Here is a 15353-nt window from a genome sequence, read left to right as displayed (position 1 = left end):
GTCGGTCACCGCCGGATCCCAGATGTCACCGGCCATGTACCTGCTCATCCATGATTTGCTCACGTCACATATGCAATGTGTGCTTATAAATCGCCGTTCTGGTGACTCGAAGTCCCTCACCTGCCGCCGTGCGCGCCGGTGAGGGACCCTTCGCCTGCGGCGAACAGCCGCTCCGCATCACCCCGAGGAGTGACCGTGAGCGTTCGTATCGGAGTGGAGGAGGAGTTCCACGTCCTGGAGGTGGAGAGCGGGCTGCTCGTGCCGCGCGCCAATTCGCTCTTGCGACGCCTCCCACGGCGTACCTTCACCACCGAGCTGCACCAGTCCACCGTGGAGTCGAACAGCGAGGTGCACACATCCCTCGACGATCTGTACGCCGACCTCGCCGCAACGAGACGGCGGCTCGACGCGGCCGCGTCTTCGCTGGGACTGGCGGCGGTGGCCGCCGGCGCGGCGCCACTCGCGCCGGCGGCGGCCGCGCACCCCACCGCCGGAGCGCGCTATCGCCGTATGGTCGAGGACTACCGCACGGTCGCCGACGAGCAGCTCATCTGCGGTGCCCAGGTCCATGTGGACGTCCCCGACCGCGACACGGCGGTGCGGGTGATGTGCGCGGTCTCGCCCTGGCTGCCCGTGCTTCTGGCGCTCTCCGCCGGTTCCCCGTTCTGGCAGGGGGCCGACACCGGGTACGCGAGCTGGCGCACCATGCTCTGGCAGCGCTGGCCCACCGCGGGCCCGGTCGGCTGCTTCGCGAGCGCGGCCGAGTACGACGCCACAGTGCGCGATCTCGTCCGGTCCGGGATCATCAGCGATGTGGGGATGATCTATTACGACGTACGCCCCTCCGCGCATCTCCAGACGCTGGAACTGCGCATCTGCGATTCCTGCCCGCGAGCGGAGACCGTCGTGCTCGTCGCCGGACTGTTCCGCGCCCTGGTCACCGAGGCCTGCGAGAGGCTTCGGACGGGCGCCGCCCCGGACTGCGAAGGTCGGCACGAGTGGCTGCGCGGCGCCTCCTGGCGGGCGGCCCGGTCCGGGCTCGAAGGCGGCCTGGTGGATCCCGAGACCCACCTGGAGGCGCCCGCCGGGGAGGTCGTGCACAAGCTGCTCGCCCGGTTGCGCCCCGCCCTGGAGGCGGACGGCGACTGGGGGACCGTCCGCTCGTTGGCGGAGGAGACCCTCACCGAGGGCAGTGCGGCTCGCCGTATGCGCCGTATCGCAGAGGAAGAGGATCTGCTGGCCTGTGTCGACATGCTGATCGCCGAGACCCGCGGCGAACGCGCGCCCGGCAGGGCGGCGGCCACCCGCCGCAAGAAGCTTCCGCCCGCCGCCGGGGTGACAGACCCCTCCCACCGGTTCGCGCGGCCGCTGACCCGCAGGTGAATCGCCATGGACACCGACGACCCATTTCCCTACGCCGACCGTCCGGCACCCACGTCCCGGCGCTCGGCCCACGCCGAACGAAACGGAGGCGGCACATCATGTGCGGTCTGAGCGGGGAGATCCGCTTCGACGGTCAACGACCCGACCTCGCGGCCGTCGAGCGCATGAGCGAGCGGCTCGCGGCCCGTGGTCCCGACGGCCGGGGAATCTGGACGCGGGGCGCGGTGGCGCTGGGGCATCGGCGACTGAAGATCATCGACCTGTCGGACCTCGCGGCGCAGCCGATGACCGACTCCCGGGCCGGGATCACCGGAGTCTTCAACGGCTGTGTGTACAACTACCGGGAGCTGCGCGAAGAGCTGCGGAGCCTCGGACACCGGTTCACGACGACATCCGACACCGAGGTGGTGCTCAAGGCCTACCGGCAGTGGGGCACCGCCTGCGTGGAGCGCTTCTACGGCATGTTCGCCTTCGCCCTCGTCGAGCACCGGTCCGGACGCGTGGTGCTGGGGCGCGACCGGCTCGGTATCAAACCCCTGTACCTGGCACGGACGCCGGGGCGGCTACGGTTCGCGTCCTCCCTGCCCGCCCTTCTCGCCGCCGGCGAGGTGGACACCTCACTCGATCCGGTCGCCGTCCACCAGTACCTGAGCTGGCACGCCACGGTCGCCGCTCCGCGCACCGTCCTCGGCGGTGTGCGCAAGCTCCCGCCGGCCACCGTGCGGGTCGTCGAACCGGACGGCACCCAACACGACCACCGCTACTGGCAGCCGTCGTACACGCGACGGGCCGAGTACGCGGCGATGGGCGCGCACGACTGGCGTGACGCGATGCTGGAGGCGCTGCGTACGGCCGTACGCCGACGGATGGTGTCCGACGTCCAGGTCGGCGTCCTGCTCTCCGGCGGCCTGGACTCCAGTCTGATCGTCGCGCTGCTGGCCCAGGCGGGACAGCGGGACCTGATGACGTTCAGCGTGGGGTTCGAGTCCGAGGGCGGGGAGGAGGGCGACGAGTTCCGGTACTCGGATCTGGTGGCCCGGGAGTTCGGCACCGACCACCGCCGGCTGATGGTTCCCTCCGACCGGGTGTCGACGGCCCTGGACGGCGCCGTAGCGGCGATGAGCGAGCCGATGACCAGCCACGACGTGGTCGCCTTCTATCTGCTGTCCGAGCAGGTGTCCAAGGAGGTGAAGGTCGTGCAGAGCGGGCAGGGCGCCGACGAGGTGCTCGCCGGCTACCACTGGTACCCGCGACTCGCCGAGGCCGCCCGCGCGGACGCGGCCGAGCGGTACGCCGACACGTACTTCGACCGGCCGCACGCCGACCTCGCCCGGATCCTGGAGCCCGGCATGCTGCCCGGCGACGACGTCTCGGGCCGTTTCGTCCGGGACCACATGGCAGCTCCCGGAGCCGAGACGGCCCTGGACGCGGCCCTGCGTCTGGACACGCACGTCATGCTCGTCGACGACCCGGTCAAGCGGGTCGACAACATGACCATGGCCTGGGGACTGGAGGCCCGAGTGCCGTTCCTCGACCACGAACTGGTCGAGCTGGCCGCGGCCTGCCCGCCGGAACTCAAGCTGGCCGACGGCGGCAAGGGCGTGCTGAAGGCAGCCGGCCGTCAGCTGCTGCCCCCGGACATCGTCGACCGTCCCAAGGGCTACTTCCCGGTCCCGGCGATCAGGCACATGGCGGGCCCCGTCCTGAAGCGGGTGCGCGAAGCGCTCGAGGCACCCGAGGCGAGGCGGCGCGGCCTCTTCCAGGAGTCCTACGTGTCCGAGCTCCTCGAGGCGCCCGACGAGCACCGCACCAAACGGGGAGCGAACGCCCTGTGGCAGGTAGCGTTGCTGGAGATATGGCTTCAGACGCACGGCATCACGTGAGTGACGGGCGGAGCGCACCGACGGCGCTGAGCGGCGACCCAGCCGCCGCGCCGCCCACCGACACCCGGTCGGCGGACGCGGGGGGCGCCGCCGCCCCCGCCGCCCCGGCCCCGGCGCCGGTTCAACTGCCGGAGGCGAGCGGCCCGCGGGACGCCGTGATCCGGTTGCGCGCTCACGGCTGCTGGTATCCCTCCGCCAACCCCGAGGGCTCCGAGGTGGCCTTCATCTGCGACCGGGGCGGCGTTCCCCAGCTGTGGGTCGGGCCCCTGGACGGGGACGAGGTGCGACTGCTCGACTCCCTCCCGGATCCCGTCAAGGAGGTGTCCTGGTCGCCGGACGGCCGCTGGATCGCCTACACCACCGCACCGGGCGGTGGTGAGCACACCAGGGTGCTGTGCGTACGACCCGACGGCACCGGCCGCCGCGTCCTGGCCGGGGCCGACCCGGGCAGTACCGCCTACCTGGGCTGCTGGGCGCACGACGGCTCGGCCGTCGCCGTCACGCTCGCCGCGCCGGACGCCCGCACGCACGCGGACGGTGCGGGGCCGACCCGAGCGGACGCCGCTCTGCCGACGAACTGGGCCGACCGGGACGGCCGGGCGACGCTCCTGGGCGGTACTCCGTACGAAACCGCACAGGGAACGGGGCAGACCGTGAAGGCGGCCGACGCCACGGGGCCCCCGGTACCGGCGGTCCGTCCCGACGGCGGTCTGTCGGCCTACCTGATCGATCCCGACGGTCTTTCGTCCCCCGTACTCCTCACCGTGGAGACGCACGCCGCCACCCTGCGGGTGTGCGACATCAGTCGCGACGGCAGGCTCGTGCTGCTGCGCCGGGGGCCGCGAGGACGGCGGGAGGCGGCCGTCCGGCGCACGGCCGACTCCGAGACGACGTGCACCGTGCCGGTCGCCGACGGCGATCCGTGGATCGGACGGTTCTCGCCCGACGGGCGGACGCTGTGGCTGCGCAGCGACGCCGAACGTGAGTACGCGGCACTCCTCGCCGTCGCCCTCGGCGCCGACGGCCGACCGCACGGCACGTCCGTCATGGCGGAACGGCCGGACAGCGACCTCGACCTCCTGGCGTTCTCCCACGACGGCCGCACCGCCGCACTCTCCTGGAACGAACGGGGCGAGAGCCGGCTCGAACTCGTCGAGCCCCTCCCGACGCGACGGGCCCCCTACGGCCCGCTGCCGACGACGCCCGTCCCCCTGCCCCACGAGGTCGTCACCCGCGTCGAGGCGGCCGGCCCGCGGGGACTGCTGCCGGCGCTGTCCGGGTCCCAGCGTCGGCCCGGGGTGTGGTGGGCCTACGAGGGCGTGTCCGTGCTGCGCACCCCCTGGTCGTCCCGTGACGAGGACGCCGTCGCGCCGGGCCGCTCGCCCGTACGGCCCGTCCTCCTGCGGCTCACGGCGCGGGACGGGCTGCCCCTGAGCGGCTGGTACTACCGGGCGCCGGGCCGGGCGCCGGGCGACCCGGCGCCCTGCGTGATCCACCTGCACGGTGGTCCGGAGGAGCACGAACGCCCGGTCTTCAGCCCGCTCTACCACGAGCTGACCGGGCGGGGGCTGGACGTCTTCGCCCCCGATGTCCGAGGCTCCTCGGGGCACGGCAGATCGTTCGTCGACGCCGACCTGGGCGCCGGACGCTTCGCCGCGCTGGACGACGTCGCGGACTGCGCGGCTCACGCGGTGCCCGCGGGCCCCGCCGACCCGACCCGACTGGCGGTCATGGGGCGCTCGTACGGCGGCTACCTGACCTTCGCCTCTCTCGTACGGCACCCGGATCTGTTCCGCACCGGCGTCGCCGTCTGCGGCATGTCGGACTTCGCGACCTTCTTCGCCGGTACGGAGCCCTGGCTCGCGGAGTCGGCGGCCCACAAGTACGGCCACCCCGAGCGCGACCGCGAACTGCTGCGGGAGCTCTCGCCGATGACCCGCATCGACGCGCTGCGCGTCCCCCTGCTCGCCGTCCACGGCGAACACGACACCAACGTGCCGCCGGGGGAGTCCGAGCAGTTCGTACGAGCGGCGCGTGACCGGGGCATCCCGGCCGAGGTGCTCACCCTGCGCGACGAGGGGCACGACTTCCTGCGCGCGGACAACCGGCGACTGTTCCGCCGGGCCGCCGCGGACTGGCTTCAGCGTCACCTGACCGGCTGAACCGCCCCTGCCACCGAGGAACTCGCGCATTTCGGGAGCGAGGGCGCGGGCGAGGTCCTCGGTGGTCCGGAGGTCGCTGCCGATGGGGACGATGGCCGATCAGCGGTGGGTGACTATCCGTGCTCTGAAGCCGGCTCGGCAGTGCCGTCCGAGGGCGCTTTGGCTTTCGTGTGGAGGACCTCGCGGGCCTGCTCCGCGGCGCGGGTTATGCCCTCGGCGACGAAGTCGACGAAGCGGGCGATGTTCTCCAGACGGGCGGCGGCCGGGGTGCCGGAGCCGAGGACGCCGACGCCCTGCCGAGCGGCCTCGGCGAGCTGGGCGCTGGACCGGGCACTGCCGATCGTCGACTGGTAGAAGACGTCGTCGTCGACGGCGTAGCGCTCGCGGCGGCGTTCGTCCCGTTCCCGGCGGATGAGGCCCTGACTCTCGAGGAACGCGACCGCTTTGGAGACGGACGCCGGGCTGACCTCGAGGCGCTGGACGAGCTCGGACGCGGTGAGGCTGCCCGCGTCGGTGGTGTAGAGGCAGGTCAGCACCCGGGACATCATCTTGGGCAGGCCCTGTCCCATGAGGAGGGTGGTGAACATCTCCTCGTACTCGCGCACGGCCTCGGCGTCGCGTCCGTGGGCCGGCGCGGGCGCCGCCGCCCCTCGGGGCGTGACCTGCCTTCGCCGGTGGGTACGGCGTTCGGTCGCGTGGTGGGCCAGGTCGGCGCGGTAGGCGGTGGGGCCGCCGTTCCGCATCACCTCACGGGTGATCGTCGAGGTCGGGCGATCCAGACGTCTGGCGATCTCCGCGTAGGCGAGGCCGTCGGCCAGTCCCAGCGAGATCTGCTGGCGTTCCTGCTGGGTGAGTCTGCCTCCCGGCATGGGGATCTCCTTCGTGTGCCGTGGTGTCTCCAGCATAGCGTTCACCCTTCATCCATTGCAACGAACGGGCTGCTGTCGTTGCATTGAATTTCAAACCATTGCAACGATTTATAGGCTCTGAACTGGTATTATAGCGATTGAGTGCAACGACAGCGTTGAAGGATCTATGAATGCAACGTAGCTTTTCCGATGTCAGAAACAACGGGCCGAAGGAGAGCACGATGCAGAAGTTCGACACCCCCGCCCCGATCGCCGCCGTCCTCGACATCCCCGCGGGGCGCATCCGGTTCATCGCCGCCGACCGGGCCGACACCACGGTCGAGGTCCTGCCCGCGGACGCCTCGAACGGCCGCGACGTGAAGGCGGCGGAGCAGGCCAGGGTCGAGTTCGGCGGCGGAGTCCTGCGGGTCGAGGCCTCGGTGCAGAACCGGATCCTCGGCAAGTCCGGATCCGTCGAGGTGACCATCCAGCTGCCCGCCGACTCCTGGGTCGAGGCGAAGGCGGCCAGCGCCGAGTTCCGGGGCGTCGGACGGCTCGGTGACGTCGTCTTCGAGGGCTCGCACGGCTCGGTCAAGCTCGACGAGGCCGCGAGCGCCCGACTCACCCTGCTCGCCGGTGACGTCGCGGTCGGCCGCCTCAACGGCCCCGCGGAGATCAGCACCAAGAAGGGCGACATCCGGATCGCCGAGGCCGTGCACGGCACGGTCATGCTGCGCACCGAGGCCGGCGAGGTGTCGGTCGGCGCCGCCCGTGGAGTCTCCGCCTCCCTGGACGCCGGCACCACCTACGGCCGCATCCACAACGCGCTCAAGAACACCGAAGGCGCCGCCGACCTGAACATCCACGCGACCACCGCCTACGGCGACATCGTCGCCCGCAGCCTCTGAGGAGCAATCGTCATGACCGACCCGGCCATCGCGGCGAACGGGCTGCGCAAGTCCTACGGCGACAAGACCGTCCTCGACGGCGTCGACCTGGCCGTCCCCGAAGGAACGATCTTCTCCCTGCTCGGCCCGAACGGCGCCGGCAAGACCACCGCCGTCAAGATCCTCTCCACCCTCATTTCCCCCGACCCCGGCTCCGGCGAGATCCGCGTCGGCGGACACGACCTCGCCGCCGACCCGCAGGCGGTGCGTGCCGCGATCGGTGTCACGGGGCAGTTCTCCGCGGTGGACGGGCTGATCACCGGCGAGGAGAACATGCTCCTCATGGCGGATCTGCATCACCTGTCCAGGGCCGAGGGGAGGCGGGTCGCCGCCGAGCTGCTGGAGCGCTTCGACCTGGTCGACGCCGCGAAGAAGCCCGCCGCCACCTACTCCGGCGGCATGAAGCGCCGCCTCGACATCGCCATGACCCTCGTCGGCAGCCCGCGGATCATCTTCCTCGACGAGCCGACCACCGGCCTCGACCCGCGCAGCCGGCACAACATGTGGCAGATCATCCGCGAACTGGTCTCCGACGGCGTCACCGTCTTCCTCACCACCCAGTACCTGGAAGAGGCCGACGAACTCGCCGACCGCATCGCCGTGCTGAACGACGGCAGGATCGCCGCCGAGGGAAGCGCCGAGGAGCTCAAGCGGCTCATCCCCGGCGGCCACGTCCGGCTCCGCTTCTCCGACCCGGCCGCCTACCAGGACGCCGCCTCCACGCTGCGCGAGGTCACCCGGGACGACGAGGCGCTCGCGCTCCAGATCCCCAGCGACGGCAGCCAGCGCGAGCTGCGCTCGATCCTCGACCGGCTGGACTCGGCCGGCATCGAGGCCGACGAGCTGACCGTGCACACCCCCGACCTCGACGACGTCTTCTTCGCCCTGACCGGCTCCACCGTGCCGGTCCGGTCCAGCCGGCCCGACCAGCCCAAGGAGGCTGTCCGATGAGCTCCCTCTCCCTCGCCGTGCGCGACTCCTCCACGATGCTGCGCCGCAACCTCCTGCACGCGCGGCGCTACCCGTCGATGACGCTGAACCTGCTGCTCACGCCCGTCATGCTGCTGCTGCTCTTCGTCTACGTCTTCGGCGACGCGATGAGCGCCGGCATCGGGGGCGACGGCGCCGACCGCTCCGACTACATCGCCTACCTCGTGCCGGGCCTGCTGCTGATGACCATCGGCTCCACCACGATCGGCACCGCCGTGTCCGTCTCCATGGACATGACCGAGGGCATCATCGCCCGCTTCCGGACGATGGCCATCCACCGCGGGTCCGTGCTCTTCGGGCACGTCGTCGGCAGCGTGATCCAGTGCGTGATGAGCGTGACCCTCGCCGGCGCCGTCGGGGTGGCCATCGGCTTCCGGTCCACGGACGCCACGGCCCTGGAGTGGCTGGCGGCGTTCGCACTGCTCGTCCTGTTCGCCACGGCGCTCACCTGGCTCGCGGTCGGCATGGGCCTGTCCAGCCCGAACCCCGAGGCGGCCAGCAACAACGCCATGCCGCTGATCTTCCTGCCGCTCATCTCCAGCGCCTTCGTCCCGGTCGACGCGATGCCGGGCTGGTTCCAGCCGATCGCCGAGTACCAGCCGTTCACCCCGGCCATCGAAACCCTGCGCGGGCTCCTGCTCGGCAGCGAGATCGGCCACAACGGATGGCTCGCGGTCGCCTGGTGCCTGGGCCTCGCCGTGCTCGGCTACTTCTGGTCCAAGTCACTGTTCGACCGCGACCCGAAGTAACCGCCGTGCCGGCGCGGGTCGCCTCCCGCACCTTGTTCCGCCCGAGGGCGGCGTACTCCGACACCGCGTCGGCGCACGCCGCCCCGTTCGCGTCATCGGCCGCCCGCCGGGCCCGGGTGACTCCGGACGATGAGTCCAGCAGGGCGGCCGTGAACAGTTCCGCGCCCCGGGGCGGGGGTGGCCCGGGGCGCGGAAGGCGGGGGACTGCGACGTTCAGACGTTCAGGCGCGCAGCAGCAGCTCCAGTTCGGCCGGGTGCATGCCGGGGTCTCCGGGTGTGCTCGGCGCGTCGTCCAGTTCGAAGGCCCATCGGTGCGAAGGGGCGCAGCCGAACGTCTGCTCGGAGATCACCGGGAGGAAGAGGTCGGCGCTGTCCGCGCAGTCCCAGATCAGCGCCAGCCCCTCCCAGCCCGCCACGGGTTCGTCGATCCACTGACCGTCCCTCAGGCCGGGGTACTCGCCGGCGAACGAGGCCGCGGCCCCCGGACCGAAGCCGGCCTCTCCGGACCGGTCCGTCCGGGCGGTGCCGGATACGGCACCTCGTGTCCCGTCCCACCAGGCGATGACGACGTGCATGGGGCCTCCCTGTACAGAGTGTCTGTCGTGCGCGATGTCACGGTGTCCCCGTTGACACCCGTGCAGGCTCCGGTTCCGGCCGGGTGGGCACCCGGCCGGTCACCGGGTCAGAGCTGGGAACCGCCGGTGGCGTCGACGACCTGGCCGGTCACCCAGCGCCCGTCGTCGGAGGCGAGGAAGGCGACCACGTCGGCGACGTCCTCGGGGCGTCCCACGCGGCCGAGGGCGGAGAGTTCGGCGGCCGACTGCTCGGCGGCCTCGTTGCCCCGCAGCCAGGAGGCGTTGATGTCGGTGTCGATGATGCCGGGGGCCACCGAGTTGACCGTGATGCCGCGACCGCCGAGCGACTTGGCGAGGGTCAGGGTGAAGGCTTCGATGGCCCCCTTGGTCATGGCGTAGGCGATGATGTCGGTGAGCGCGATCCGGGTCGCACCGGAGGAGATGTTGATGATCCGGCCGCCGTTTCGCAGGCGCTTGAGCCCCTGCTGGGCGAGGAAGAACGGTGCGCGCATGTTGACCGCGACGGCCTCGTCGAACGCCTCGACGGTGGTCTCCTCGATCTCGCCGCGCGGTGTGATGCCCGCGTTGTTGACCAGGATGTCGAGGTCGGCGCCGTCGGAGTGCTCCAGGGCCTGGCGGTCGTAGGCCGCCCAGAGGGTCTCCACATCCCCGGCGACGCCCAGCTCGGCGTGGACCGCGAACGCGGCACCGCCCTGTGCGCGGATACCGGCGACCACCTCGTCGGCGGCCGCCTGGTTGCGGCCGTAGTGGACGGCCACGAGCGCCCCGTCCCGCCCGAGCCGCTCGGCGATCGCGCGTCCGATCCCCCGGCTGCCGCCCGTCACCAAGGCCTTCTTACCCGTCAGCGTTCCCATGACCTTCCCTCTGCATCGGAATTCTGTAGCGATGACTACGTTTTGACTGTAGCACGAATTCCGTAGCGATCGTTGTAAAATTCGTTCATGACGACGACGAAGCGCGGGCGACCGCGGAGTTTCGACCGGGACGCGGCACTCGTCCAGGCCACGCTGCTCTTCTGGCAGCACGGCTACGAGGGCACGTCCGTCTCCGACCTGACCGCCGCCATGGGGATCTCGCCGCCGAGCCTGTACGCGGCGTTCGGGGACAAGCGCACGCTCTTCGTCGAGGTCGTCGACCGCTACGGCGACACGTTCGGCGCGTTCATGAACAAGGCGCTCGACGACGCGAGCGACACGCGCACGGGGTTCGCCGACATGCTGGAGGCGGCGGCGGTGTCCTACACGGACCCGCACCACCCCGCGGGGTGTCTGGTGATCACCGCGGCGACCAACTACTCCACCCAGACGGCCGACATCAAGGAGGATCTGCGCGAGCGCCGGGTGGCGAACGTGCGGTCCTTCGAGGAGCGACTGAACGCGGCCAGGGCCGGCGGTGCGCTCCCCGAGGGAACGGACACGCGGGCCCTGGCCGTGTACTTCGCCGCGGTCGTCCAGGGCATGTCCCAGCAGGCCCGGGACGGCGCCAGCACCGCGGAGCTTCAGCAGGTGGCCGAGTTCGCCATGGCCATCTGGCCGGAGCCGGCCTCCTGAGACGCCGACGGCGAGCCCCGTCGCATGCGTGGCCCGCTACGGCGGTTCGTGGTGGCGCGCGTGGCCGGGCCTGTCGTCCTCGGCCCGGCACAAGCGGGCCACCACGTGCGCGTACCGCTCGTCGAACCTCAGCGTCCTGAAGGAGAAGTCCAGTTCGCGGTCGAGTGTCCGACCGGCCCGGGTCCACAGGCGCCGGCCCGCCTCGGTGGCCGCCATCCGGCTGATCCTGCGGTCGCAGGGCCAGGCCACCCTGGTCGCCCAGCCCGAGCTCTCCAGCTGCGCCAGTATCCGGCTCGCCGCCGAAGCGCTGACGCTCAGCCGCCGGGCGACGTCTCCGACCGTCACCGATCCGGGGTGTTCGCACACCAGCACCCCGAGCGTCATCAGCGGGGCCAGACCCACACCGTGACGGCGCGTCAGGGTGCGGTCCAGCTGTCCCTCCAGCCACGAGAACATCGTCGCGACCCGTTCCCACAGCCGGGCGACGTCCTCCGTGGCGGTCTCACGGCCGTCGCTGTCGTGCGGCTCACTCACAGCTTCGTCTTCCTCGGTCTTCGGTCCCGTGCCCTCGCCCCTCCCGGCGGGGGCGCCGAGCATCCGGTCAGGGCAGCAGCAGGAGCTTGCCCCGCACGCCGCCGGCTTCGAGGAGGCGGTGCGCTTCACCCGCCTCCTCGAAGCCCAGCTCCTTCGCCGAGCGCAGCTCCAGTTCACCCCGGTCCACGAGGGCGCCGAGCGCGGCAAGACCCTCGCCGTCCTGCTCCACGTACGAGACGGCCACCTGGACACCCCGTTCCGCCTCCGGCACCCGGGTCGGCACGACGGAGACCACGCGTCCGCCGTCCCGCACCGCGGCGACGGCCCGCGGCAGACCCGCCGTCTCCAGCAGACCGTCGACGGCGCCGGCCGGAAGCGCCGACGCGTCCTCTCCCACGACCACGCGAGCCGCGCCCAGCGCACGGGCCAGCTCGATGTCCTCGACGGACCGGACATGGGCCACCACGGTCAGCCCGCGTAGCCGGGCGAGCTGCACCGCGAGCCCGCCGACCGAGCCGACGGCACCGGTGACCAGCAGCGTGGCGCCCTCGGGCAGGGCGAGGGCGTCGAGTGCCTGCCAGGCGGTGAGGCCGGCCAGCGGCAACCCCGCGGCGGCGGTCAGGGGGACGGAGACGGGTGCGGGGGCCACGATGCCGGAGGGCAGGGCGACGGTCTCGGCGTAGGTCCCACGGCCGGTGGCCATCTGGGCGGACATCGCCACCACCCGGTCGCCGACGCCGAGGCCGGTGACCCGGTCGCCCACTTCGATGACCGTGCCCGCCAGGTCCCAGCCGAGGACCATCGGCGGGTGGAACGCGCCGTGCGCGCTGTGCAGACCGGCGCGGGTCTGGAGGTCGACGGGATTGACGGCGGCCGCAGCGGTACGGATGAGAACGCCGTCCGGGTCCGGGACGGCCGGTTCCGGGAGGTCGGCGACCTCCAGCTGCTCGGGACCGCCGTATGTCGTGAGGACTACCGCACGCATGGTGCTCGCTTTCTCGAGGTTCGAGGTTCGAGGTTCGAGGTTCGAGGTCGAGGTCCGGGGTCCGGCCGGGTCGCCGACCGGACCGGAGCGGCCCCGTCCGGATTGCCACCGGATCGGGGCCGCGAGGGACCGAGGGGGAGAGGGGAGGAGGGGGGAGGGAGGGGGACAGGGGAGCAGCCGGTCAGGACCGGATCAGCTCGGGGATGCGCGGCGGCAGCCGGTCGGTGACGGCGGCCGCCAGGGTTCGCACGGTGATCAGCCGCACCGGGTCGGGTCCCGCCGTGAGACGTGCCGCGCAGCCGAGCGGGAGCAGCGCCAACTGCCCCGCCCTTACGCTGTGTTCGCCGGACGTGGTGCTCAGGGAGAGCTCACCCTCGAGCACCAGGACGGCCTCCTCCACCCCGTGCCGCGGGGTCGCCGCGAGAACGGCGGCGGGCGCGAGCAGCCAGTGCTCCACCGACTCGCACTCACTGTGCAACATCCCCCGGCGGACCAGGCACGTCCAGTCGGCCCCCGAGACGGTGTCCATGGTCGTGCGCACCGCCTCGCCTGTCGTGGTGATGATCACGACGCCTCCGCGGACAGCTGGGGCAGGGCCAGCGTGACGACCAGCAGCCGCAGCGGAGTGCGCGCCTCGAAGCGGGTGAGCGTGTCCGCGCCCAGGGTGACGCAGGTGTCCGCCGAGAGGTCCGCCGCGGTGCCGTCGGCGGCCGTGGCCCGGCCCTCGCCGCTGTGCACGAACACCGCGAGTTCCGCGTCGGCCCTGCCCAGGGCGGTGCGCTGACCGGCGTCGAGGTCGACGGCCTCGATCTGGCGCAAGGGGCCGGTGAAGACGCCGTCGGTGGAGACGGTGCGCTCCTTGAAGAGGTCATAAATCACTGCGTCGCCCATGGCGGGAACTCCCGGTGTGAGATCGGCTCCGGACAGGACCGCGTCGGTGCCGGGTGAGAGGGTCTCGACGACCCACCAGTCGAGGTCGGTGTCCCCCGTGTTGCGCAGCCCGTGCACGTTTCCGGGCGCGGTCAGGGCCAGTGAGCCGGGTCCGACGCGATGGGGGACGCCGTTGAACAGGAACTCCCCGTGTCCTTGCAGGATCAGGTAGATCTCCTCGGTACGGGTGTGGCGGTGTTCGCCACTCAGTCCGCCCGGGGGGATGGAGGCCCACTCGACCGCCTCGGTGGGGGAGTCGAGCTGACGGCGGCCGGCGAAGCACTTCCAGTGCGTGCGCCCGGCGGCGCCGTGCACACCGTGCACCGTCGCGGCCCCCGCCACGGTCCCGATCGAACGGAAGGCGTGCGGGCGGGAGTCGGGCGGGCCGGCCGGCCGGACGTCCGCCTCCCCGGGGCGGGCGGTGGGGGCGGTCGTCACCGGGACACTCCCGCGACCAGCCCCGCGAGAGCCTCGGCGGCGGACCCGAGTTCGGCCTCGGTGACGTCGTTGACGAAGACCGCGCTGCCGATGCCGACGGGCAGTGGCAGCCGCTGCTTTCCGTCACGGTGCCGGACGGTGTCCCGCAGAGCCTCGCCGAGCCGCTCCGGTGTGCACAGCGGGTGCCAGACCGGCAGGCCGAGCCGTGCCATCACCTCGAGGATGCGGTCCCGCTGGTAGGTGCTGACGAGTCCGCGGTGCTCGGCCATCACGGTGGTCAGAGCCATGTCGATGGCCACGGCTTCGCCGTGCAGCAGGGCGGGCAGGGCATGCATCTCGATGGTCGGGCTGAAGGTGTGGCCGTAGTCGACGACCCGTTCCAGCACCTTCTCCCAGAGGTTGGGCTGGAGTTCCTCCAGCATGCCCTGGATGGCCCGCTCGACCACCTCGGTCGCGGGGTCGAGGTGCAGCCCGCGGGCCGCGAGACGCTGGTCCACCGGGACGTCGGCCGGGGTGGGACCGCTGGCCGCCGCGCTCTGAAGCTTGGTGTGCAGGACGTCGGCGCCGTGCTGCTCCAGCAGGTCGAACAGGCGGGCGTCCTTGATCAGGGCGATCTTGAGGATCTCGGCCAGGCCGTTGCTGATGTGCCGTTCGTCGAGCGTGGCCAGGAACGAGCGGTCGAGCAGCGTGCGGTCCGCCGGGAAGTAGGTGCCGAGCCGGTTCTTGTGCCCGTTGTGGTTGACGCCGGTCTTGGCGCCGACTCCCGCGTCCACCAGGCCGATCAGGGTGGTGGGGATGCGGATGAACGGCGTGGAGCGGCGATACAGGCTGGCGGCGAAGCCGACGATGTCCATGAGGACGCCACCGCCGAAGGCGATGACGGGTTCACGTCGGCGGTCGACGCCGAACGCGTCGAGGGCCTCGGTGACCTTCAGTACGGCGCCGACCGACTTGTGCGTCTCGCCGTCGTCCAGGACCAGCACCTGGTGCTCGACACCGTGGTGCTCGAAGTAGGCGCGGATACGCTCACCGTAGAGGGAGTCGACCACGCGGTCGGTGACGACGAAGCGACGCCGTCCGGTGCCCGGGGCGTCCTCGAGGATGGTGGAGTTCTCGGGGTCGAGCAGGTTCTCGCAGGCGCGTATCTCGTACTGGACCGGGTTGCTGGTCTTGACCGACCAGTGGGTGACCGGGCTTCCCACCGCGAAGAGACCGTCGTTGTTCCGTGTGGTCTGCGTTTCGTGCTGCATCAGGCTTCCGCCTCCGACGAAGAGTCTCGGTTCGGGTTCGTCGCGAATCTGGTCGGGGCAGTCTGTTCTGGTATCCGCGCGGCGAAGCCCTCCGGGCCGCCTGCGCGG

Annotated in this window: 15 protein-coding genes; 7 read left to right on the top strand and 8 right to left on the bottom strand. The window is 71.7% G+C overall.

Annotated features, from left to right (window positions below):
- The first annotated feature begins 195 nt into the window (after positions 1-195).
- From G9272_RS02420 to G9272_RS02410, 3 genes are all read left to right on the top strand, one after another.
- Positions 196-1383, top strand: a complete 1188-nt coding sequence (locus G9272_RS02420) for a carboxylate-amine ligase (RefSeq protein ID WP_253267681.1) — start codon at positions 196-198, stop codon at positions 1381-1383.
- Between the two features lie 98 nt (positions 1384-1481).
- Positions 1482-3266 (top strand): N-acetylglutaminylglutamine amidotransferase, encoded by a 1785-nt coding sequence (locus tag G9272_RS02415; RefSeq protein ID WP_171394954.1) that lies wholly within the window; start codon positions 1482-1484, stop codon positions 3264-3266.
- Positions 3239-5428: a S9 family peptidase gene (locus tag G9272_RS02410; protein WP_171394953.1), complete on the top strand. Its 2190-nt coding sequence runs from the start codon at positions 3239-3241 to the stop codon at positions 5426-5428. The genes G9272_RS02415 and G9272_RS02410 overlap by 28 nt, the downstream gene beginning before the upstream one ends.
- Before the next feature lie 113 nt (positions 5429-5541).
- Here the strand turns inward: G9272_RS02410 and G9272_RS02405 are convergent, their stop codons facing one another.
- Positions 5542-6297, bottom strand: a complete 756-nt coding sequence (locus G9272_RS02405) for a helix-turn-helix domain-containing protein (RefSeq protein WP_171394952.1) — start codon at positions 6295-6297, stop codon at positions 5542-5544.
- Between the two features lie 221 nt (positions 6298-6518).
- Here G9272_RS02405 and G9272_RS02400 point away from each other — a divergent pair, with 221 nt between their 5' ends.
- Genes G9272_RS02400 through G9272_RS02390 form a run of 3 tightly spaced genes read left to right on the top strand, consistent with a single transcriptional unit; the run spans position 6519 to position 8962 of the window.
- A complete protein-coding gene (locus G9272_RS02400; protein WP_171394951.1) occupies positions 6519-7184 on the top strand; it encodes a DUF4097 family beta strand repeat-containing protein in 666 nt (221 codons plus the stop codon).
- 12 nt (positions 7185-7196) lie between these two features.
- Entirely contained in the window at positions 7197-8174 is a 978-nt protein-coding gene (locus tag G9272_RS02395) for an ATP-binding cassette domain-containing protein (protein ID WP_171394950.1), read from the top strand.
- Positions 8171-8962 (top strand): ABC transporter permease, encoded by a 792-nt coding sequence (locus G9272_RS02390; RefSeq protein ID WP_171394949.1) that lies wholly within the window; start codon positions 8171-8173, stop codon positions 8960-8962. The genes G9272_RS02395 and G9272_RS02390 overlap by 4 nt, the downstream gene beginning before the upstream one ends.
- 221 nt (positions 8963-9183) lie before the next feature.
- On the opposite strand, the gene G9272_RS02385 is transcribed toward G9272_RS02390, so the two are convergent.
- Both G9272_RS02385 and G9272_RS02380 read right to left on the bottom strand, forming a co-directional pair.
- The gene (locus G9272_RS02385; protein ID WP_171394948.1) at positions 9184-9537 is read right to left on the bottom strand and encodes a hypothetical protein; all 354 of its coding nucleotides are present in this window, start codon (positions 9535-9537) and stop codon (positions 9184-9186) included.
- A gap of 107 nt (positions 9538-9644) precedes the next feature.
- On the bottom strand, positions 9645-10412 hold the full coding sequence (locus tag G9272_RS02380; protein ID WP_171394947.1) for an SDR family oxidoreductase: 768 nt from the start codon (positions 10410-10412) through the stop codon (positions 9645-9647).
- An 87-nt stretch (positions 10413-10499) separates the two neighbouring features.
- Here G9272_RS02380 and G9272_RS02375 point away from each other — a divergent pair, with 87 nt between their 5' ends.
- Positions 10500-11108 carry a TetR/AcrR family transcriptional regulator gene (locus G9272_RS02375; protein WP_171394946.1) on the top strand — a complete coding sequence of 203 codons (609 nt, stop codon included), beginning with the start codon at positions 10500-10502 and terminating at the stop codon, positions 11106-11108.
- A gap of 36 nt (positions 11109-11144) precedes the next feature.
- On the opposite strand, the gene G9272_RS02370 is transcribed toward G9272_RS02375, so the two are convergent.
- The 5 genes from G9272_RS02370 to G9272_RS02350 all read right to left on the bottom strand — a co-directional run bounded on the left by G9272_RS02370 (position 11145) and on the right by G9272_RS02350 (position 15245).
- A complete protein-coding gene (locus tag G9272_RS02370) occupies positions 11145-11642 on the bottom strand; it encodes a MarR family winged helix-turn-helix transcriptional regulator (RefSeq protein WP_171394945.1) in 498 nt (165 codons plus the stop codon).
- Between the two features lie 67 nt (positions 11643-11709).
- Complete coding sequence (locus G9272_RS02365; protein ID WP_171394944.1) at positions 11710-12627, bottom strand: NADP-dependent oxidoreductase; 918 nt, start codon at positions 12625-12627, stop codon at positions 11710-11712.
- Between the two features lie 181 nt (positions 12628-12808).
- Complete coding sequence (locus G9272_RS02360; protein ID WP_171394943.1) at positions 12809-13195, bottom strand: hypothetical protein; 387 nt, start codon at positions 13193-13195, stop codon at positions 12809-12811.
- A complete protein-coding gene (locus tag G9272_RS02355; RefSeq protein ID WP_171394942.1) occupies positions 13192-13995 on the bottom strand; it encodes a cupin domain-containing protein in 804 nt (267 codons plus the stop codon). Before G9272_RS02355 ends, G9272_RS02360 begins: the two co-directional genes overlap by 4 nt.
- The gene (locus G9272_RS02350; RefSeq protein WP_171394941.1) at positions 13992-15245 is read right to left on the bottom strand and encodes a sedoheptulose 7-phosphate cyclase; all 1254 of its coding nucleotides are present in this window, start codon (positions 15243-15245) and stop codon (positions 13992-13994) included. The genes G9272_RS02355 and G9272_RS02350 overlap by 4 nt, the downstream gene beginning before the upstream one ends.
- Positions 15246-15353: the final 108 nt, after the last annotated feature.

The organism is Streptomyces asoensis (assembly GCF_013085465.1).
GTDB lineage: Bacteria > Actinomycetota > Actinomycetes > Streptomycetales > Streptomycetaceae > Streptomyces > Streptomyces cacaoi_A.
The sequence above is the reverse complement of the archived record's forward strand: the minus strand, read 5'-3'. Positions and strand labels throughout refer to the sequence as shown.